21 protein-coding genes are annotated in these 19,130 nt (G+C 71.5%); 19 read left to right on the forward strand and 2 right to left on the reverse strand.

Going from position 1 to position 19,130, the window contains the following annotated elements:
* The first annotated feature begins 65 nt into the window (after positions 1-65).
* The 3 genes from thrS to EKO23_RS14165 all read left to right on the forward strand — a co-directional run bounded on the left by thrS (position 66) and on the right by EKO23_RS14165 (position 3,340).
* On the forward strand, positions 66-2,051 hold the full coding sequence (gene thrS / locus EKO23_RS14155; RefSeq protein WP_134718496.1) for a threonine--tRNA ligase: 1,986 nt from the start codon (positions 66-68) through the stop codon (positions 2,049-2,051).
* Entirely contained in the window at positions 2,051-2,611 is a 561-nt protein-coding gene (locus EKO23_RS14160; RefSeq protein ID WP_134718377.1) for an HIT family protein, read from the forward strand. Before thrS ends, EKO23_RS14160 begins: the two co-directional genes overlap by 1 nt.
* Before the next feature lie 114 nt (positions 2,612-2,725).
* Complete coding sequence (locus EKO23_RS14165) at positions 2,726-3,340, forward strand: hypothetical protein (RefSeq protein WP_134718379.1); 615 nt, start codon at positions 2,726-2,728, stop codon at positions 3,338-3,340.
* A 60-nt stretch (positions 3,341-3,400) separates the two neighbouring features.
* Here EKO23_RS14165 and xylB read toward each other — a convergent pair whose 3' ends face one another.
* Positions 3,401-4,822: a xylulokinase gene (gene xylB, locus EKO23_RS14170; RefSeq protein ID WP_134718381.1), complete on the reverse strand. Its 1,422-nt coding sequence runs from the start codon at positions 4,820-4,822 to the stop codon at positions 3,401-3,403.
* 2 nt (positions 4,823-4,824) lie between these two features.
* The gene (gene xylA, locus EKO23_RS14175; protein ID WP_134718383.1) at positions 4,825-5,994 is read right to left on the reverse strand and encodes a xylose isomerase; all 1,170 of its coding nucleotides are present in this window, start codon (positions 5,992-5,994) and stop codon (positions 4,825-4,827) included.
* Positions 5,995-6,150: 156 nt separating this feature from the next.
* Between xylA and EKO23_RS14180 the strand changes: the two genes are divergently transcribed.
* From EKO23_RS14180 to EKO23_RS14255, 16 genes are all read left to right on the forward strand, one after another.
* Positions 6,151-7,272 carry a sugar ABC transporter substrate-binding protein gene (locus tag EKO23_RS14180; RefSeq protein WP_134718385.1) on the forward strand — a complete coding sequence of 374 codons (1,122 nt, stop codon included), beginning with the start codon at positions 6,151-6,153 and terminating at the stop codon, positions 7,270-7,272.
* Between the two features lie 133 nt (positions 7,273-7,405).
* Positions 7,406-8,206 (forward strand): ATP-binding cassette domain-containing protein, encoded by an 801-nt coding sequence (locus EKO23_RS14185; RefSeq protein WP_134718387.1) that lies wholly within the window; start codon positions 7,406-7,408, stop codon positions 8,204-8,206.
* Positions 8,203-9,477, forward strand: coding sequence for a sugar ABC transporter permease (locus EKO23_RS14190; protein WP_134718389.1), 1,275 nt, complete (start codon positions 8,203-8,205; stop codon positions 9,475-9,477). Before EKO23_RS14185 ends, EKO23_RS14190 begins: the two co-directional genes overlap by 4 nt.
* A complete protein-coding gene (locus EKO23_RS14195) occupies positions 9,474-10,685 on the forward strand; it encodes an ROK family protein (RefSeq protein WP_246051086.1) in 1,212 nt (403 codons plus the stop codon). Before EKO23_RS14190 ends, EKO23_RS14195 begins: the two co-directional genes overlap by 4 nt.
* A gap of 33 nt (positions 10,686-10,718) precedes the next feature.
* On the forward strand, positions 10,719-11,342 hold the full coding sequence (pgsA, locus tag EKO23_RS14200) for a phosphatidylinositol phosphate synthase (protein WP_134718391.1): 624 nt from the start codon (positions 10,719-10,721) through the stop codon (positions 11,340-11,342).
* Between the two features lie 73 nt (positions 11,343-11,415).
* Positions 11,416-12,336, forward strand: coding sequence for a pyridoxal 5'-phosphate synthase lyase subunit PdxS (gene pdxS, locus EKO23_RS14205; protein WP_134718393.1), 921 nt, complete (start codon positions 11,416-11,418; stop codon positions 12,334-12,336).
* Positions 12,337-12,339: 3 nt separating this feature from the next.
* Positions 12,340-12,948: a pyridoxal 5'-phosphate synthase glutaminase subunit PdxT gene (gene pdxT, locus EKO23_RS14210; RefSeq protein WP_134718395.1), complete on the forward strand. Its 609-nt coding sequence runs from the start codon at positions 12,340-12,342 to the stop codon at positions 12,946-12,948.
* Positions 12,949-12,984: 36 nt separating this feature from the next.
* A complete protein-coding gene (locus EKO23_RS14215) occupies positions 12,985-13,749 on the forward strand; it encodes a YebC/PmpR family DNA-binding transcriptional regulator (protein ID WP_134718397.1) in 765 nt (254 codons plus the stop codon).
* Between the two features lie 240 nt (positions 13,750-13,989).
* Positions 13,990-14,352, forward strand: coding sequence for a phosphoribosyl-AMP cyclohydrolase (gene hisI, locus EKO23_RS14220; RefSeq protein WP_246051087.1), 363 nt, complete (start codon positions 13,990-13,992; stop codon positions 14,350-14,352).
* Entirely contained in the window at positions 14,345-14,929 is a 585-nt protein-coding gene (locus tag EKO23_RS14225; protein ID WP_134718401.1) for a Trp biosynthesis-associated membrane protein, read from the forward strand. Before hisI ends, EKO23_RS14225 begins: the two co-directional genes overlap by 8 nt.
* Before the next feature lie 57 nt (positions 14,930-14,986).
* Positions 14,987-15,187 (forward strand): HGxxPAAW family protein, encoded by a 201-nt coding sequence (locus EKO23_RS14230; protein WP_134718403.1) that lies wholly within the window; start codon positions 14,987-14,989, stop codon positions 15,185-15,187.
* Positions 15,168-15,632 carry a DUF2752 domain-containing protein gene (locus EKO23_RS26495; RefSeq protein WP_281280936.1) on the forward strand — a complete coding sequence of 155 codons (465 nt, stop codon included), beginning with the start codon at positions 15,168-15,170 and terminating at the stop codon, positions 15,630-15,632. The genes EKO23_RS14230 and EKO23_RS26495 overlap by 20 nt, the downstream gene beginning before the upstream one ends.
* Before the next feature lie 71 nt (positions 15,633-15,703).
* Complete coding sequence (gene trpC, locus EKO23_RS14240; RefSeq protein ID WP_134718405.1) at positions 15,704-16,486, forward strand: indole-3-glycerol phosphate synthase TrpC; 783 nt, start codon at positions 15,704-15,706, stop codon at positions 16,484-16,486.
* Entirely contained in the window at positions 16,483-17,700 is a 1,218-nt protein-coding gene (trpB, locus tag EKO23_RS14245) for a tryptophan synthase subunit beta (protein WP_167880478.1), read from the forward strand. Before trpC ends, trpB begins: the two co-directional genes overlap by 4 nt.
* Positions 17,697-18,509 carry a tryptophan synthase subunit alpha gene (trpA, locus tag EKO23_RS14250; RefSeq protein WP_134718407.1) on the forward strand — a complete coding sequence of 271 codons (813 nt, stop codon included), beginning with the start codon at positions 17,697-17,699 and terminating at the stop codon, positions 18,507-18,509. The genes trpB and trpA overlap by 4 nt, the downstream gene beginning before the upstream one ends.
* Entirely contained in the window at positions 18,499-19,122 is a 624-nt protein-coding gene (locus EKO23_RS14255; RefSeq protein ID WP_246051089.1) for an SCO family protein, read from the forward strand. Before trpA ends, EKO23_RS14255 begins: the two co-directional genes overlap by 11 nt.
* The last annotated feature ends 8 nt before the right edge of the window (positions 19,123-19,130 follow it).

Consider the following 19,130-nt stretch of genomic DNA (forward strand, 5'->3'; position numbering starts at 1 on the left):
GGCACGGATACGATCGTAGGACCGTCGTCCCAATCCCCTGAGGAGTGCCCCACGTGTCCGACTCCGTGCCCGAGATCCAGGTCACCGTCGTCGCCGCCGACAGCAAGGCCGAGCGCACGGTGGCCACCGGCACGAAGGCCTGGGAGCTCTTCGCCGACAGCCCCGAGGTGATCGCCGCCCGGGTCGACGAGGTGCTCCGCGACCTGTCACACGAGCTGGCCGACGGGTCGGTCGTCGAGGGCGTCGCGATCGACTCGGCCGACGGCCGCGACATCCTGCGGCACTCGACCGCGCACGTCCTCGCCCAGGCCGTCCAGGACCTGTTCCCGGACGCGCGCCTCGGCATCGGCCCGCCGGTCGAGAACGGCTTCTACTACGACTTCGACGTCGAGACCCCGTTCGTGCCCGAGGACCTCGCGAGGATCGAGACCCGGATGCGCAAGATCGTCAAGGAGGGCCAGAAGTTCTCCCGCCGCGCGGTCAGCGACGCCGAGGCGCTCGACGAGCTGGCCGACGAGCCCTACAAGATCGAGCTGATCGGGCTCAAGGGCTCCGGGCACGCCGAGGGCGCGGCCGAGGGCGCCTCCGTCGAGGTCGGCGCCGGCGAGCTCACCATCTACGACAACCTCGACCGCAGGGGCGAGCGGGCGTGGAAGGACCTGTGCCGCGGCCCGCACCTGCCCACCACCAAGCGGATCCCGGCGTTCAAGCTGATGCGCTCCGCCGCGGCGTACTGGCGCGGGGACGAGAAGAACAAGCAGCTCCAGCGCATCTACGGCACCGCGTGGGAGTCGAAGGAGGCGCTCGAGGAGCACCTGCACCGCATCGAGGAGGCCGAGCGCCGCGACCACCGCAAGCTCGGGCGCGACCTCGACCTGTTCAGCTTCCCCGACGAGCTCGGCTCGGGCCTCGCCGTCTTCCACCCCAAGGGTGGCGTGATCAAGCGGGTGATGGAGGACTACGTCCGGCAGCGGCACATCGACGAGGGCTTCCAGTACGTCGGCACCCCGCACATCACCAAGGAGGGGCTGTTCCACACCTCCGGGCACCTGCCGTACTTCGAGGACACCATGTTCCCGCCCATGGAGATGGAGGGCGCGCGCTACTTCCTCAAGGCGATGAACTGCCCGATGCACAACCTGATCTACCGCTCGCGCGGCCGGTCCTACCGTGAGCTGCCGCTGCGGCTCTTCGAGTTCGGCACCGTCTACCGCTTCGAGAAGTCGGGCGTCGTGCACGGCCTCACCCGGGTGCGGGGCCTAACCCAGGACGACTCGCACTCCTACTGCATGCCGGAGCAGGCCGCCGACGAGGTCAAGCACCTGCTCGGCTTCGTGCTCGGGCTGCTGCGCGACTTCGGGCTCGACGACTTCTACCTCGAGCTGTCCACCAAGGACGAGTCCAAGGACAAGTTCATGGGCTCGGACGAGCAGTGGGAGAGCGCGACCCGGATCCTCGAGGAGGCGGCCGCCGAGACCGGCCTCGAGCTGGTGCCGGACCCGGGCGGGGCCGCGTTCTACGGCCCGAAGATCTCCGTGCAGGCGCGCGACGCGATCGGTCGCACCTGGCAGATGTCGACCATCCAGTACGACTTCAACCAGCCGGCCGGCTTCGACCTCGAGTACCAGTCGGCCGACGGCTCGCGCCAGCAGCCGGTGATGATCCACTCCGCCAAGTTCGGCTCGCTGGAGCGGTTCTACGGCGTGCTGGTCGAGCACTACGCCGGCGCGTTCCCGCCCTGGCTGGCGCCGGTGCAGGTGCAGGGCATCCCGATCGCCGAACGCCACAACGACTACCTGTACGACGTCGCGAAGCGCCTGCAGGCGGCCGGCATCAGGGTCGAGGTCGACGACTCCGACGACCGGATGCAGAAGAAGATCCGCAACGCCCAGCTCCAGAAGGTGCCCTTCATGCTGATCGCGGGGGACGACGACATGGCCTCGGGCGCCGTCTCGTTCCGCTACCGCGACGGCCACCAGGAGAACGGCGTCCCGGTCGAGGAGGCGATCGCCCGGGTCGCCGAGGCGATCGCGACCCGGGCCCAGGTGTGATGGACGGCGTCGACGACCATCGCGTGAGCCAGGACGGCGTGGGGGACCCCGACCAGCTCGACCGGCTGTGGACCCCGCACCGGATCGCCTACATCCGGGGCGAGAAGAAGCCGGCCGACGGCACGCCGGGGGAGTGCCCGTTCTGCCGGGTGCCCGGCCTGCCGGACGAGGAGGGTCTGGTGGTGGCGCGCGGTGAGCTCGCGTTCGTCGTGCTCAACCTCTACCCCTACGCGCCGGGGCACCTGATGATCTGCCCCTACCGCCACGTCGCCGACTACACGGAGACCACGGACACGGAGGCCGCCGAGATCGCGGCCCTCACGAAGCGGGCCATGACGGTGATCCGGGAGGTATCCGGCGCCGGCGGCTTCAACCTCGGCATGAACCAGGGCGCGATCGCCGGTGCCGGCATCTCCGCCCACCTGCACCAGCACGTGGTCCCGCGCTGGCCCGGCGACCAGAACTTCATGCCGATCATCGGCCGCACCAAGACCCTGCCCGAGCTGCTGACCGACACCCGGCAGCTGCTGGCCGAGGCGTGGCCGCCGGTCCGGTCCTGACCACAGCGCCCGGAAGTCTCCTCCTCGTTGCTTCCGGGGTCGGACCGGAGGAACGTGGTCCGGAGCGGCGGCGCCGCCCGGGCGTCGCCTCCGACCCCCGAGGAGGCTTTCGAGATGTTTGCGCGCTCCACCACGATCCAGGGTGACCCGGGCGCCGTCGAAGGTGGGATCACCTTCATCCGCGACGAGGCGATGCCGGCGATCATGGCCATGGACGGCTGCGTCGGGATGTCCCTCCTCGTCGACCGGGAGAACGGACGCTGCATCGCGACCAGCTCCTGGCGCGACGAGGCGTCGATGCGGGCCACCGACCAGGCCGTCGCGACGTACCGCGGCCGCGGTGGGGAGCTCCTCGGCGGCACCCCGCAGGTCGAGGAGTGGGAGGTGGCCGTGATGCACCGCGACCACGCCACGACCGACCGGACCTGCTGCCGGGTGACCTGGGCCCGGCCGCGGGACATGGACGCCACCGTCGAGATGTGGCGCACCCGGCTGCTCGCCGCCTTCGAGCTGATGGACGGCTTCTGCAGTGCCAGCCTCCTGATCGACCGTGCCCGCGGCCTCACCTGCGGCACGGTCACGTTCGACTCCCGGGAGGCGCTGGTCGGCACCCGCGAGCGGGCCCGCGAGATCAGGGACATGGCGGCACGCGAGCTCGGCGTCGAGTTCCTCGACATCGCCGAGTTCGACCTCGCCCTCGCCCACCTGCGGTTGCCCGAGCTGGTCTGAGAGCCCGGTCAGGGATGTCAGGTGCTGGTCAGGGGTTGAAACGCCTGACCAGCACCTGATTCACCGGTCGACCGGGGAACCGTGAGGTGCATCCACCCGCTCCAGGACCAGGTCGCGGGCCACGGCGTACCGCTGGCGCAGGCCCGGGGTGACCGGGGCCTCGTGGGTGGACGCGGGCGGGGCGGGCCAGTCAGGCGGGGTGCCGGTCAGCGTCCAGGCCGCCTGGTACGCCGCCCCGCGGGCGACGTACTCGTCGGGGGCCGGGACCAGCACGGTCCGGCCCAGCACCCGCGGCGCGACGTCCTGGACCGCGGGCGAGGCGGCAGCGCCGCCGGTCAGCAGCACCCGGCGTACGTCGGCGCCCTGCTCCTCCAGCGCCTCGAGCGCGTCGGCGAGCCCGCACAGAAGCCCCTCGACGGCCGCCCGGGCCAGGTGGGCGCGGCTCCACGACGTCGCGTCCAGGCCGTGCAGCGAGGCCGTGGCGCGGGGCCGGTTGGGCGTGCGCTCCCCGGCGAAGTACGGCACCAGCACCGCGCCACCGGAACCCGGCGGCGCCTCCAGCGCCAGGCCGGACAGACCGGCGTGGTCGACGCCGAGCAAGCGGGCGGTGGAGTCGAGGACCTGGGCGGCGTTGAGCGTCGCCACCAGTGGCAGGAACCGCCCGGTGGCGTCCGCGAAGGAGGCGACGGTGCCCGTGCTGTCCGCGGCGGCGACGTCGGAGACCGCGCAGGCCACGCCCGAGGTGCCGATCGACACCACGGCATCGCCCGGCCCGGCCCGCAGGCCGAGCGCGGACGCGGCGTTGTCGCCGGCGCCCGGCCCCAGCACCGCGCCCCACGGCGTGGTCCCCGCGGACTCCGCCGGCCCCAGCACCCGGGGGAGCAGGGGAGCGTGCCCGAGCGCCCGCTCGGCGAGTTCGGGGCGGTAGGCGTCCTCCAGGGGCGACCAGTACGACGTGCCGCTCGCGTCGGAGCGGTCCGTGGCGAGGTCCGTCAGGTCAGTGGTGCCGCCGAGCCGCCAGGTCAGCCAGTCGTGGGGGAGACAGACCGCGGCGGTGCGGGCCGCGGCCGCCGGCTCGTGGGTGGCCAGCCAGCGCAGCTTGGTGACCGTGAACGACGCCACCGGGACGCTGCCCACCGCCTCCGTCCAGGCCGCCGGGCCGCCGAGCTCGGCGACCAGCTCGGCGGCGGCGTCACCGGACCGGGTGTCGTTCCAGAGCAGGGCGGGCCGGACCACGGCGCCGTCCTCGTCGAGGCAGACCATGCCGTGCTGCTGCCCGCCCACCGACACCGCCGCGACGTCGTCGAGCCCGCCGGCGGCCCGGATCGCCTCCTGCAGCGCGGACCACCATGCCTCGGGGTCGACCTCGGTGCCGTCGGGGTGCGCGGCCCGGCCGGTGCGCACCGTCCGGCCGTCGGCCCCGTCGACGACGACCACCTTGCAGGCCTGGGTGGAGGAGTCGACTCCCGCGACCAGCGCCACGCTCAGCCCCGCGTGCCGTAGAGGTGCTCGAGCGCGAGCTGGTCCAGACGCTCGAAGCCCATGCCGCGGCGGGCCGCCTCGTCCGGGTCGAACGACTCCTTGCGGAGGTCGGCCACGGTCTCGTTCGGAGCCATCGTCGGCTCCGCGAGCTGGTCGACCCGGGCGTCGCGCAGCGCCTGCTGGACCTCAGGGTCGGCCCGGAACGCGCGCACCTTCTCCCGCAGGATCAGGTAGTTCCGCATGCACGCCTCGGCGGTCGCCCACACGCCGTCCATGTCCTCGGTGCGCGGCGGCTTGTAGTCGAAGTGCCGGGGGCCGTCGTACCCGCCGTTCTCGACGATGTCGACGGTCCAGAACGCGCCGCGCGCGTTGCCGGCCCCGAACCGCAGGTCCTGGTCGTAGCGCGGGCCGGTCTGGCCGTTGAGGTCGATGTGGAACAGCTTTCCGTGCCACAGCGCCTGGGCCAGGCCGTGCGCGTAGTTGAGCGAGGCCATCTCCTCGTGCCCGGTCTCGGGGTTCACGCCGACCAGCTCGGAGTGCTCGAGCTCCTCGATGAAGGCCAGGGCGTGCCCCACCGTGGGCAGCAGGATGTCGCCACGGGGCTCGTTGGGCTTGGGCTCGATGGCGAACCGCATGTCGTAGCCCTGGTCCAGGACGTACGCCGCCATCAGGTCGAACCCCTCGGCGTACCGGTCGAGCGCGGTCCTGATGTCCTTGGCCGCGCCGGACTCGGCGCCCTCGCGGCCGCCCCACGCCACGAAGATGTGCGCCCCCAGCTCGGCGGCGAGGTCGATGTTGTCGAGCGCCTTGCGGAGCGCGAACCGGCGCACGTCGCGGTCGTTGTTGGTGAACCCGCCGTCGCGGAACACCGGGTGGGAGAAGAGGTTCGTGGTCACCATCGGGACCTCGAGCCCGGTCTCCTCCAGCGCCCGCCGCAGAGGTGCGAGGTGCTGCTGCTTGACGCCGGCGTCGGCACCGAACGGGAACACGTCGTTGTCGTGGAAGGTGATGCCGTACGCGCCGAGGTCGGAGAGCCGGTGCACCGCCTCCGCCGGGTCGAGAGGCTCCCGGATCGCCCCGCCGAACACGTCGACGCCCTGCCAGCCGACGGTCCACAACCCGAACGAGAACCGGTCGTCGCGTGTGGGCCGGAGCCCTGCCCAGTCGTTCATGGTCTGCCTCCAGATGTTCGTTCCGTGATCCAACAAAGATGGCTCGGCGAGGGGGTTGTGCCGCCCTCTGGCGCTGAGTATGTTGTGACTCGCAACATACACCGTGACGCGAGTCACACCGCAAGCCCCAATTACGACGGAGGACAAGTCATGGGCATGAGGTTGGGTACGAGGCGCCTGGTGGCGCTGGCGGCGGTCGGAGTGCTCGGGGCACTGTCACTCACGGCCTGCGGCAGCGACACCAGCGACGACGGCGGCGACGGCGGCAGCAGTGACTCCGCCAAGAAGGTGGGCGTGATCCTGCCTGACGCGACGACGTCGCCTCGGTGGGAGGCCAACGACCGTCCGAGCCTGCAGCAGGCGTTCGACGACGCGGGCATCGAGTCGACGATCACGAACGCCGACGGCGACGTGGCCAAGTTCGGCAGCATCTGCGACAGCATGATCAACGAGGGCGTCCAGGTCCTGATGATCGTGAACCTCGACTCCGAGTCCGGGTCCGCGTGTCTGAAGAAGGCGAAGGACGCCGGCATCCAGAGCATCGACTACGACCGGCTCACCCTCGGTGGCGGCGCGTCGTACTACGTGTCGTTCGACAACGTGAAGGTCGGCGACCTCATGGGTGAGGGCCTCACGAAGTGCCTCGACGACGCAGGCAAGACCAAGGCGAACATCGTGTTCATCAACGGCGACCCGAACGACAACAACGCCGCGCTCTTCAAGTCGGGCTACCAGCAGAACCTGCAGCCGAAGTTCGACTCGGGCGACTACAAGCTGGTCGGCGACCAGACCGGTGAGTGGGACGCGACGAAGGCCGGAACGGCGTTCGAGCAGATCTTCACGCAGAACAACGGCAAGGTCGACGGTGTGGTCTCCGCGAACGACACCATGGCCGGCGGCATCATCGCCCGCCTCAAGGCCAACGGGCTCGACGGCAAGGTCCCGGTCACCGGCCAGGACGCCAGCGTCGAGGGCCTGCAGCGGATCCTCGCCGGCACCCAGTGCATGACGGTCTACAAGGACACCAACCTCGAGGCCAAGGCCGCCTCGGACCTGGCCATCGCGCTGATCAACGGTGACAAGGAGAAGGCCGCCAGCCTGGCCTCCGGCACGGTCAAGGACACCGAGCTCAACGTGGACGTGCCCTCCGCGCTGGCTACTCCGGAGATCATCTACACGGACGGCGTGGCCAAGGTGATCTCGGACGGCTTCCAGTCCGCCGACGACGTCTGCACCGGCCAGTACGCCAAGCTCTGCCAGGAGAACGGCGTCCAGTAACGCGAACGGCGGCGGGACGGGCTCGGGCCCGTCCCGCCCCCGCCGCAGCCAGCACGACCCTTCGCTCGACATCTGCACCAGCGGGAGGGCACGTCCGGCGTGCCCTTCCTCGTCTCACACAACAGGAGTCCTCGTGACCGCCACCGCAGAGGAAACCCCGACCACTGCCTCCGCCGAGCCCCTGCTCTCGCTGCGGAACATCAACAAGAGCTTCGGAGCCGTGCACGTGCTCCGCGGCGTCGACCTCGACATCCGCCCCGGTCGCGTGACCGCGCTGGTCGGCGACAATGGTGCCGGCAAGAGCACCCTGATCAAGGGGATCGCCGGCATCCACGCCTTCGACTCGGGGGAGTACACCTTCGAGGGCAAGCCGGTCCACGTCCACGGACCGCGTGACGCCAACGCCCTCGGCATCGAGGTCGTCTACCAGGACCTCGCGCTGTGCGACAACCTCGACGTGGTCCACAACATGTTCCTCGGCCGCGAGCAGACCACCCGCGCGCTGCTCGACGAGTCGGCCATGGAGATCAAGGCACGCGAGGTGCTCGACGGGCTGTCCGTGCGCACCCTCAAGTCCGTGCGCACCCAGGTCGCCTCGCTGTCGGGTGGCCAGCGGCAGACCGTGGCCATCGCCCGTGCGGTGCTGTGGAACTCCCGCATCGTGATCCTTGACGAGCCGACCGCCGCACTCGGCGTCGCGCAGACCGAGCAGGTCCTCAAGCTCGTACGCCGGCTGGCCGACCGCGGCCTCGGCGTGGTGCTGATCAGCCACAACCTGAACGACGTGTTCGCGGTGGCCGACGACATCGCCGTGCTCTACCTCGGCCAGATGGCCGCCCAGCTCGACGCCCACACGGTCAGCAACTCGCAGGTCGTGCAGTGGATCACCACCGGCAAGTCCGATGCCGAGCCCCGGAAGGACAACGACCGATGAGCACCACCACCACGCCGGCTCCCTCGGCGCCCACGCCCCCGGTCGAAGAGGCTCACAAGGAGACCCTCGGCACCATCGCCCGCGACTACGTCACCAAGGTCCGGGGCGGCGACGTCGGCTCCCTGCCCGCCGTCCTCGGCCTGATCTTCCTGGTCATCGTCTTCACCTCCTTGCGCGGCGAGACGTTCACGAACCAGTTCAACTTCGCCAATCTGTTCAACCAGTCCGCCGGTGTCATGGTCATCGCGATGGGCCTGGTGTTCGTGCTCCTGCTCGGCGAGATCGACCTGTCGGCGGGGTTCACTGCGGGCACCTGTGCCGCGGTGATCGGCGTCTGCGCCACGGAGCGCGGATGGCCGTGGTACCTCGCGATCCTGGCCGGCATCGCCACCGGCGCCGTGATCGGTCTCCTCATCGGCCTGCTCGTGGCCCGGCTCGGGATCCCGTCGTTCGTCGTGACGCTGGCAGCGTTCCTCGGCCTGCAGGGCGTGATGCTGCTGATCATCGGCGAGGGCGGCACCATCCCCTACCGCGACGACAAGCTGCTCGCGATCATGAACAAGAACCTGCCGGTCTGGCTGGGCTGGACGCTGTGCATCGTGGGGATCCTGGCCTACGGGCTCGTGACCTACCTGCGCGTGAAGCGCCGGCTCGACGCCGGGCTCGGCGGCGGCTCGCTGCAGCTCTGGGCGCTCAAGACCGGTGCCGTGGCGGTCGTCCTGCTCTGGATGACGTACTACTTCAACCTCGAGCGGTCCCGGAACCCTGCGCTGATCTCGCTGAAGGGCGTCCCGATCGTCGTGGTGATCCTGTTCGGGTTGCTCGTCGTGCTCACGTTCATGCTGAGCCGCACGGCCTGGGGCCGGCACGTGTACGCCGTCGGCGGCAACGCCGAGGCCGCGCGCCGGGCCGGCATCGCCGTCGCGCAGGTCAAGCTGTCCTGCTTCATGATGTGTTCGTCGCTCGCGGCCGTGGCCGGCCTGCTGATCGCCAGCCGGGACAACTCGGTCTCCCCGTCGACCGGTGGCTCCCTGACGCTGCTCTACGCGGTCGGCGCCGCCGTGATCGGTGGCACCAGCCTCTTCGGCGGCAAGGGACGCATCATGGACGCGGTGATCGGCGGCCTCGTGATCGCGGTCATCAACAACGGCATGCTGATGCTCGACCAGCCGTCCGGCCGGGTCTACCTGGTCACCGGTCTGGTGCTGCTCCTGGCCGCCAGCGTCGACGCGATCAGCCGCCGCAAGGCCCGTGCATCCGGACGGGTGTGACCACGGTGCCGGCACGGCCGGCGGCCGGCAGGGAGCAGCTCCGGCGCAACAACATGAGCCGGCTGCTCTCCCGGGTCCACGTGTCCGGCCCGACCAGCCGCGCCTCGCTCACCCGCGAGACCGGGCTGAACCGGAGCACGATCGGTGACCTGGCCAACGAGCTGACCCAGCTCGGCCTGGTCATCGAGGGGGAGTCCGTTGCGGTGGGCCGCTCCGGACGCCCCTCGCACCTCGTCGTTCCGCGCAGCGACAACGCCGTGGTGGCGGTCGACCTCGGGGTCGACCGCATCGCGGTGGCGCTGGTCGGGCTCGGCGGCGAGGTGCTCGAGCGCCGCGAGCGCCCGCACGCCCGCGGCGAGCACGACGTCGAGCACGTCGTGGAGTCGCTGGCGCAGATGGTCGACGACGTCCTCTCGGGCCGCGACGACGTCCGCTGCCTCGGCCTCGGAGCCTCCGTCCCGGGCGCGGTCCGTGAGCGGGACGGACTGGTCCGGTTCGCGCCGAACCTCGGGTGGGTCGACGAGCCCTTCACCGAGCTCCTCCGCAAGCGGCTGGACATGCCGGTGGCGACCGGCAACGACGCGAACGTCGGTGCGCTGGCCGAGCACGTCCGCGGCGCAGCGGTCGGCTTCAACGAGGTCGCCTACCTCAGCGGATCGGTCGGGATCGGTGGCGGCTTCCTGGTCAACGGGCAGCCGATGGGCGGCGCCAACGGGTACGCCGGCGAGATCGGCCACCTGCTCGTCGACAGCAACGGCCCGGCCTGCCGCTGCGGCAACATCGGCTGCTGGGAGATGAAGATCGGTGAGAACCAGATCCTCACCCAGTCCGGCCGGCTCCCCGGTGGCGGCCCGCGGGCGGTCGCCGAGGTGGTGGCTGCCGCGCAGGCGGGGGAGAAGCGGGCCACGAAGGTGCTCGCGAACGTCGCGGAATGGCTCGGGGTCGGACTCCGCGGCCTGATCAACGTCTTCAACCCCGAGGTCGTGGTCCTCGGTGGCCACCTCGCCCAGGTCTGGGAGGCCGAGCAGGATCACGTCAACGAGGTCCTCGACCGCACCCGGCTGATCTCCCCGCACGGCGAGGTCGTGATCCGCTCCGCCGCGCTCGGCACGGACTCCTCGCTCCTGGGAGCCGCCGAGCTCGCCTTCGCACCCCTGCTCACCGACCCGCAGGCACTCGTGGCGTCGTACGCCGCGGTGCGTCGCTGACCCGGCCGACCCGGCGGGTAGCCTGCTCCCGCCATGATGGAACGTTTCCGTGCCTTCTTCACGAAGGTCATCTCGCCGGTCGCCCGACTCCTCCTGCGCCTCGGGGTCAGCCCCGACGCCGTCACCGTGGTCGGCACGCTCGGCGTGTGCGCCGGGGCGTTGGTGTTCTTCCCGCAGGGCAAGCTGCTGACCGGCGTCTTGGTGATCACGGCTTTCGTGTTCAGCGACCTCCTCGACGGCACCATGGCGCGGCTGAGCGGGCGCACCAGCAAGTTCGGCGCGTTCCTCGACTCCACGCTGGACCGGATCGGCGACGGTGCGATCTTCGCCGGCATCGCGCTCTACTTCTCCGGCCCGGGGGACAGCGACCTCTACACCGTGCTGGCGCTGGTGTGCCTGGTGATGGGCGCGGTGACCTCCTACGCCCGGGCCCGCGCCGAGAGCCTCGGCTTCCAGGCGAAGGTCGGCATCGCCGAGCGCGCGGACCGGCTGGTGGCGATCCTGGTGATGACCGGGTTCAGCCGGATCTTCGACCTCCCTGTGCTGCTGGAGATCGCGCTGTGGGCGCTGGCGGTGGCCAGCACGGTCACCGTGGTGCAGCGGATCTGGGTGGTCCGGCAGCAGGCGTACGCCGAGGCCGGCCCCACCCAGCCCTGACCGCTCCGCACGGGCGGCGGCGAGCACCCTCCCGATTGCCGTGACGGCGACCACGCGCCGTACGATTTGTCCCATGGCAGAGCAGACCCCCGAGACCCCCACCACCGGCACGCCCACCACCGGCACCGCCACCGTCAAGCGCGGCATGGCCGAGATGCTCAAGGGCGGCGTGATCATGGACGTCGTCACTCCGGAGCAGGCGAAGATCGCCGAGGACGCCGGCGCCGTGGCGGTGATGGCGCTCGAGCGGGTGCCGGCCGACATCCGCGCCCAGGGCGGTGTCTCCCGGATGAGCGATCCCGACATGATCGACGGCATCATCGAGGCGGTCTCGATCCCGGTGATGGCGAAGGCCCGGATCGGGCACTTCGCGGAGGCCCAGGTCCTGCAGAGCCTCGGGGTGGACTACATCGACGAGTCCGAGGTGCTCACCCCGGCCGACTACGCCAACCACATCGACAAGTGGGCGTTCACGGTGCCGTTCGTGTGCGGCGCCACCAACCTGGGCGAGGCGCTGCGGCGGATCACCGAGGGCGCGGCGATGATCCGGTCCAAGGGCGAGGCCGGCACCGGGGACGTGTCCAACGCGGTGACCCACATGCGCACCATCCGGGCCGAGATCCGGCGTCTCGGGGCGCTGGAGGGCGACGAGTTGTACGTCGCGGCCAAGGAGCTGCAGGCGCCGTACGAGCTGGTCCGGGAGGTCGCCGAGCGCGGGAAGCTGCCGGTGGTGCTGTTCACCGCGGGTGGCATCGCGACCCCGGCAGACGCGGCGATGATGATGCAGCTGGGTGCCGAGGGCGTCTTCGTCGGCTCCGGGATCTTCAAGTCCGGCAACCCGGCGCAGCGGGCCGAGGCGATCGTGAAGGCCACCACCTTCTACGACGACCCCGACGTGGTCGCCAAGGTCTCCCGTGGGCTGGGCGAGGCCATGGTCGGCATCAACGTCGAGGAGCTCCCGCAGCCGCACCGCCTCGCCGAACGCGGCTGGTGATCCTTGTCCCGTCCGACGATCGGGGTCTTCGCCCTCCAGGGTGACGTCCGCGAGCACCGCGCCATGCTCGAGGCGTGCGGCGTCGCCACGGTCGGCGTACGCCGCCCCTCCGAGCTGGCCGGCCTCGACGGGATCGTGCTGCCCGGTGGCGAGTCCACCACGATGGACAAGCTGGCCCGCACGTTCGACCTCTTCGAGCCGTTGCGCGACGCCCTGCGCGACGGGCTGCCGGCGTTCGGTACCTGCGCGGGCATGATCATGCTGGCCGACCACATCGAGTCGGGCATCGCCGGGCAGGAGACGTTCGGCGGCCTGGACGTCGTCGTGCGCCGCAACGCGTTCGGCCGCCAGGTCGACTCCTTCGAGGAGGTCGTGCGCTTCGACCCGTCCTGGTCCGAGGGCTTCGACTTCCCGGCCACGTTCATCCGCGCGCCGTGGGTGGAGAAGGTGGGCGACGGGGTCGAGGTCGTCGCGCGAGCCCGCCTCGCGGACGGCGGGGATAGGATCGTCGGGGTCCGGCGCGGCGGCCTGCTCGCCACGTCGTTCCACCCGGAGATCACCGGCGACCGCCGGATCCACGAGCTGTTCGTGGACCTCGTGCGGCACGGCTGACCCGGCCACACGCAACGCGACACGGGAAGAGAGCGCATGTCCGGCCACTCGAAATGGGCGACCACCAAGCACAAGAAGGCCGTCATCGACGCCCGCCGCGGCAAGATGTTCGCCAAGCTGATCAAGAACATCGAGGTCGCGGCCCGCATGGGCGGCGGTGACCCGGGCGGCAACCCGACGCTGTACGACGCGATCCAGAAGGCCAAGAAGTCCTCGGTCCCCAACGACAACATCGACCGTGCGGTCAAGCGCGGCTCCGGTGCGGAGGCCGGCGGCGCCGACTACACCACGATCATGTACGAGGGCTACGGCCCGGCCGGGGTCGCGATGCTCATCGAGTGCCTCACCGACAACAAGAACCGCGCCGCGATGGAGGTCCGCACCGCGATGACCCGCAACGGCGGCTCGCTCGCCGACCCGGGTTCGGTGTCGTTCCTGTTCAAGCGCAAGGGCGTCGTGCTGGTGCCCGCCGACCAGGAGGGCAAGCAGGTCACCGAGGACGACGTGCTCGAGGCAACCCTCGAGGCGGGTGCGGAGGACGTCAACGACCTCGGCGACAACTTCGAGGTGATCTCCGAGGCGACCGACCTGGTCGACGTACGCACCGCGCTGCAGGCGGCCGGCGTCGACTACGACTCCGCCGAGGCGTCGTTCCTGCCCGACATGCAGGTGGAGCTCGACAAGGACGCCGCCGGCAAGGTGTTCCGCCTCATCGAGGCGCTCGAGGACCTCGACGACGTGCAGAACGTCTTCGCGAACTTCGACGTGCCCGACGACGTCATGGAGGAGCTCGACGCCTGACCCCCTCCCGCTGGTCCAGGAGCCTGTCTCTCCCCGCTGGTTGAGGAGCGAGCGCCAGCGAGCGTCTCGAAACCAAGGACTCTCGCGATGGCCTTGGTATCGAGACGGGCGCGGCCCGCCCTCCTCAACCAGCGGCCGGGCTGTGGGGGTCTTGGTTTCGAGACGGGCTCGTCCTCCCTCGCCCTCCTCAACCAGCGGGGGGCTGCGGCGGGGGAACCGGGCGGAACTAGGCTTTCGGGCGTGACTTCCCTGGACCCCGCGATCGCAGCGCGCCTCAAGCGCTCCGCCGACGGACTCGTGCCGGCGGTGGTGCAGCAGCACGACACCGGCGAGGTGCTGATGCTCGGCTGGATGGACGACGAGGCGCTGGCGCGGACGTTGGGCAGCGGGCGGGCGACGTACTGGAGCCGCTCGCGGCAGGAGTACTGGGTCAAGGGCGAGACCTCGGGCAACCGCCAGTGGGTCAAGGAGGTCCGGCTCGACTGCGACGGCGACACCCTGCTGGTCAAGGTCGACCAGGAGGGCCCGGCCTGTCACACCGGCACCCGCACCTGCTTCGACGCCGACCTGCTCACGTCCGCGGAGGCACCGGCCGATGCCTGAGTCGCGCCGTACGTTCGCTCCCGTCGTGCTGCTAGGCCTGGCCTCGGGAGCGTTGGCCGCGGTCGCCGGGACCAGGCAGTGGGCCGAGGTGACCGGAGGGGCCTCGGACGCCGCGGTGCCGATGGCCGAGGCGGCGTACGCCGACGCGGGGCAGATGCCGCTCGCCGGCGCGCTGAGCCTGCTGGTCCTGGCCAGCTGGGGCGTGGTCCTGGTGACCCGCGGGAAGGTACGACGGGCGCTCGCCGTGGTCGGCGCGGTGGCCGCGGTCGGGCTGCTGGTGACCACGGTGCTCGGCTGGTGGAGCACCCAGGACGACATGCGCGAGACCTTCCGCTCGGTCGGCCTCGCCGGCGACGTGGAGACCGGCATGACCGGCTGGTGGTGGGCCGCCCTGGTCGGCGCGGTCGGCTCGGTCGCTGCCACCCTCCTCGCCGTCCGCCACGTCGCCGCGTGGCCCGCCATGGGCAGCCGGTACGACGCCCCGGGGGCACCGAAGGAGCGGGTCGTCGATCCCGACGACGCGGCCGACGGAGAGCTGTGGCGCGCCATCGACGAGGGGCACGACCCGACCGCCTGAGCTGAGCCCTAGACTGTCCGCAACGCGCCCCGTCCGAGCAGTTCCGAGGAGCCCCGCATGTCTGACAACCACGGCAACACCCCCGCAGCCTGGACGGCGGTGTTCATCGGCCTCGCGGGCTTCGTCGTGGGTGGTCTGGCCCTCATGCTCGACCCGGTGAGCATGCCCCTGTTCTGGGTCGGCATCGCGATGCTGCCCCTCGCGCTCGTGGTGTTCGCGGTCATGACGAAGATGGGCCTTGGCGAGCCCGGCCACTGACCCGGTCGCGGCCCCGCCCGCCCCGGGACCCCCCGGACCGGCTCGTAGCCGGGCGGGTCGGATCGTCCCGCCGCTCGCCGCCGCCGGTGCCGTCGGCCTGGCGTCCCTCGCGCTCCACCTGCGCGACCCCCACGTCTCCGGCTCGTGGGGCTTCTGCCCGTTCCACGCCATGACCGGGCTGTGGTGCCCGGGTTGCGGCAGCCTCCGGGCCGTGAACGACCTGACCCACGGCGACCTGCCGGCCGCCGCGTCGTCCAACCTGGTCCTGGTCCTGGCGCTGCCGCTGGTGGCGGCGATCTGGCTGGCCTGGCTGCGCCGCTCGTGGACCGGCGCCCCGCGGCGCACCACCGGGGTGCCGACCGCCCTGGTCTGGCTGGTCGTGGTGCCGGTGCTGGTCTTCTCGGTGGCCCGCAACCTGCCGTTCGGCGCCTGGCTCGCTCCCTGAGAGGCGCCCGCCCGCCGTCACCGCCCGAATGAGAGGGTGGACCCCGAAACCGATCCGTTGCTGGAGGTCGCATGTCCGTGCTCGAGGAGATCGTCGCCGGCGTGCGTGTCGACCTCGCGACGCGCGCCGCCCGGGCGCCGTACGACGAGGTGGTCGCGCTGGCCGCGGCCACCCCGCGCCCGCGCGACCCGATGCCCCGGTTCCGCGCCCCCGGCACCAGCGTGATCGCCGAGGTCAAGCGGCGCAGCCCCAGCAAGGGCGAGCTGGCCGACATCCCGGACCCCGCGGTGCTCGCGAAGGCGTACGCCGCCGGCGGGGCCGCCGCGATCAGCGTGCTCACGGAGCAGCGCCGCTTCGGCGGCAGCCTGGCCGACCTGCGCACCGTCCGCGCGGCCGTCGACACCCCGCTGCTGCGCAAGGACTTCATGGTCACGCCGTACCAGCTGCACGAGTCGCGCGCCGCCGGCGCCGACCTGGTCCTGCTGATCGTGGCGGCGCTCGACCAGCCGACCCTCGAGAAGCTGTACGCCGAGGCGCGCGGCCTGGGCCTGACCGTGCTGGTCGAGGTCCACGACGCCGAGGAGACCCGGCGGGCGGTCGACCTCGGCGCCGAGCTGATCGGGGTCAACGCCCGCAACCTCAAGACCCTCGACGTCGACCCCGACACGTTCGCCCGGCTGGCCCCGCTGGTCCCCGACGACCGCGTGAAGGTCGCCGAGTCCGGGATCTCGGGTGTCGCCGACGTCGAGCGGTACGCCGCCGAGGGCGCCAACGTGGTCCTGGTCGGCGAGGCCCTGGTGAGGGACGGCGACCCCGAGGCGGCGGTCGCGTCGATGAGAGGACTGGGGAAGTGACCACCTGGGACGCCGACGAGATCGGCTTCTTCGGCGACTTCGGTGGCCGGTTCATGCCGGAGGCGCTGGTCGCGGCGCTCGACGAGCTGACCGACGCGTGGCGGGAGGCGATGGCTGACCCGGGCTTCGTCGCGGAGTTCGACGCCATCCAGCGCGAGTACGCCGGCACCCCGAGCCGGCTCTACGAGGCGACCCGGCTCTCCGAGCAGGTCGGCGTGCGCGTCCTCCTCAAGCGCGAGGACCTCAACCACACCGGAGCGCACAAGATCCGCAACGTGCTCGGCCAGGCGCTGCTGACCCGGCGCATGGGGAAGACCCGCGTGATCGCCGAGACCGGCGCTGGCCAGCACGGCGTCGCCAGCGCCACCGCGGCGGCGTACTTCGGGCTCGACTGCACCGTCTACATGGGCTCGGTCGACACCCGCCGTCAGGCGCTCAACGTCGCCCGCATGCAGCTGCTCGGCGCCAAGGTGGTCCCGGTCGACTCCGGCAGCGCCACGCTCAAGGACGCCATCAACGAGGCGCTGCGCGACTGGGTCGCCAGCGTCGACCACACGGCGTACCTCTTCGGCACCGCGGCCGGCCCGCACCCGTTCCCGAGCATGGTCCGCGACTTCACCCGCGGCATCGGCGACGAGGCCCGCCAGCAGTGCCTCGACCAGTACGGCGTGCTGCCGGACGCGGTCGCGGCCTGCGTCGGTGGCGGGTCGAACGCGATCGGGCTGTTCACCGCGTTCCTCGACGACGACGTCGCGATCTACGGCTTCGAGCCCGGGGGAGAGGGCGTGGACACCCCCCGCCACGCGGCCACCATCCACGTCGGCGCGTCCGGCGTCCTGCACGGTGCCCGCACCTACATCCTCCAGGACGCGGACGGCCAGACCATCGAGTCGCACTCGATCTCCGCCGGCCTCGACTACCCCGGGGTGGGGCCGCAGCACGCCCATCTCGCGGCGACCGGCCGGGCGACCTACGAGCCGGTGACGGACGCCGAGGCGATGGACGCGATGGCGCTGCTGGCCCGCACCGAGGGCATCATCCCGGCCATCGAGTCGGCGCACGCCGTCGCCGGAGCGCTGCGCCTGGCCGACAAGCTCAAGGCGGACAAGGGACCGGACGCCACGATCCTGGTCAACCTGTCCGGCCGCGGCGACAAGGACATGGGCACGGCCATCGAGTGGTTCGGGCTCGGGGACGCCGAGGAGGACCGATGAGCGTCTCGCGCGCCTTCCAGAAGGCTCGTGGCGAGGGACGGGCGGCCCTGGTCGGCTACCTCCCGGCCGGGTTCCCCGACGTGGCCGGCGGCATCGACGCGCTCACCGCCATGGTCGACGCCGGCTGTGACGTCATCGAGGTCGGCCTGCCCTACAGCGACCCGGTCATGGACGGACCCACCATCCAGGCCGCCGCCCAGCAGGCGCTCGACGGCGGGGTCCGCACCACCGACGTGCTGCGCACGGTCGAGGCGGTCGCCGCGACCAGCACGCCGACGGTGATCATGACCTACTGGAACCCCGTCGAGCGGTACGGCGTGGAGCGGTTCGCCGCGGACCTCGCCGGCGCCGGGGGCGCGGGCCTGATCACGCCCGACCTGACCCCCGACTCGGGGGCGGAGTGGGTCGCGGCCGCCGACGCGCACGACCTCGACAAGATCTTCCTGGTCGCCCCGTCCTCCACCGACGCCCGGTTGGCGATGACCGTCGCGCAGTGCCGCGGCTTCGTCTACGCCACCGCGGTCATGGGCGTGACCGGCGCCCGGGCCACCACCTCCGACCTGGCCGGCCCACTGGTCTCGCGCACCCGGGCCGCGATCGCCGACCAGGGGCTCGACCTCCCCGTCGGCGTCGGGCTCGGCGTCTCCGACGGCGCGCAGGCGGCCGAGGTGGCGTCGTACGCCGACGGCGTGATCGTCGGCTCCGCCTTCGTGCGGACGCTGCTGGACGCCCCGTCGCGGGCCGAGGGGCTGAAGGCCCTGTCCGCGCTCACGGAGGACCTCGCCGCGGGGGTACGCCGTGGCCAGTAGCGGCCTGCGCGCGCTCGCAGTGCTGCTCGCGACCCTGGTCCTCGCCACCGGCTGCGCCTCCGGCGAGAGTGCCACCGGGCACGACCACAACGGCATGAGCGGCACCCGGATCAGGGATCCGTTCGACGCGCCCGCGACCCCTCTCACGGACACCGACGGCGCGCCGTACTCCCTGGCCGACGACACCGACAAGCCGCTCACGCTGCTGTTCTTCGGCTACACACACTGCCCAGACATCTGCCAGATGGTGATGGCCAACATCACCTCGGCGCTGGCCCGGCTGGACGAGTCCGACCGGTCCAGGGTCGACGTGGTGTTCGTGACCACCGACCCGTCGCGGGACGACGAGAAGGTCCTGCGCTCCTACCTGGAGCGCTTCGGCGACGGCATGATCGGCCTGACCGGCGACCTCGACACGATCGTCGGCATCGGCAAGGCGTTCGGCGTCTACATGGAGCACGAGGACAAGCTGGCCACCGGCGGCTACGACGTGTCCCACAGCACCAACGTCTTCGCGATCGACGCGAATGACCAGGCGCCCGTGACCTGGGGCGCCCAGACCTCCCCGGCCACGCTGGCCGAGGACATCACGACCTTCCTGCACCAGGAGTAGAGGCGGAG

This window comes from Nocardioides guangzhouensis, from assembly GCF_004519545.1.
GTDB lineage: Bacteria > Actinomycetota > Actinomycetes > Propionibacteriales > Nocardioidaceae > Nocardioides > Nocardioides guangzhouensis.

Bases quoted from the DNA above. Each gene is read 5' to 3' on its own strand.
- EKO23_RS14160 (WP_134718377.1), top strand. From the start codon at position 2,051: ATGGACGGCGTCGACGACCATCGCGTGAGCCAGGACGGCGTGGGGGAC.
- EKO23_RS14180 (WP_134718385.1), top strand. From the start codon at position 6,151: ATGAGGTTGGGTACGAGGCGCCTGGTGGCGCTGGCGGCGGTCGGAGTG.
- EKO23_RS14225 (WP_134718401.1), top strand. From the start codon at position 14,345: ATGCCTGAGTCGCGCCGTACGTTCGCTCCCGTCGTGCTGCTAGGCCTG.
- xylA (WP_134718383.1), bottom strand. From the start codon at position 5,994: ATGAACGACTGGGCAGGGCTCCGGCCCACACGCGACGACCGGTTCTCG.
- pdxS (WP_134718393.1), top strand. From the start codon at position 11,416: ATGGCAGAGCAGACCCCCGAGACCCCCACCACCGGCACGCCCACCACC.
- EKO23_RS14230 (WP_134718403.1), top strand. From the start codon at position 14,987: ATGTCTGACAACCACGGCAACACCCCCGCAGCCTGGACGGCGGTGTTC.
- EKO23_RS14165 (WP_134718379.1), top strand. From the start codon at position 2,726: ATGTTTGCGCGCTCCACCACGATCCAGGGTGACCCGGGCGCCGTCGAA.
- EKO23_RS14215 (WP_134718397.1), top strand. From the start codon at position 12,985: ATGTCCGGCCACTCGAAATGGGCGACCACCAAGCACAAGAAGGCCGTC.
- trpC (WP_134718405.1), top strand. From the start codon at position 15,704: ATGTCCGTGCTCGAGGAGATCGTCGCCGGCGTGCGTGTCGACCTCGCG.
- trpA (WP_134718407.1), top strand. From the start codon at position 17,697: ATGAGCGTCTCGCGCGCCTTCCAGAAGGCTCGTGGCGAGGGACGGGCG.
- pgsA (WP_134718391.1), top strand. From the start codon at position 10,719: ATGATGGAACGTTTCCGTGCCTTCTTCACGAAGGTCATCTCGCCGGTC.
- EKO23_RS14190 (WP_134718389.1), top strand. From the start codon at position 8,203: ATGAGCACCACCACCACGCCGGCTCCCTCGGCGCCCACGCCCCCGGTC.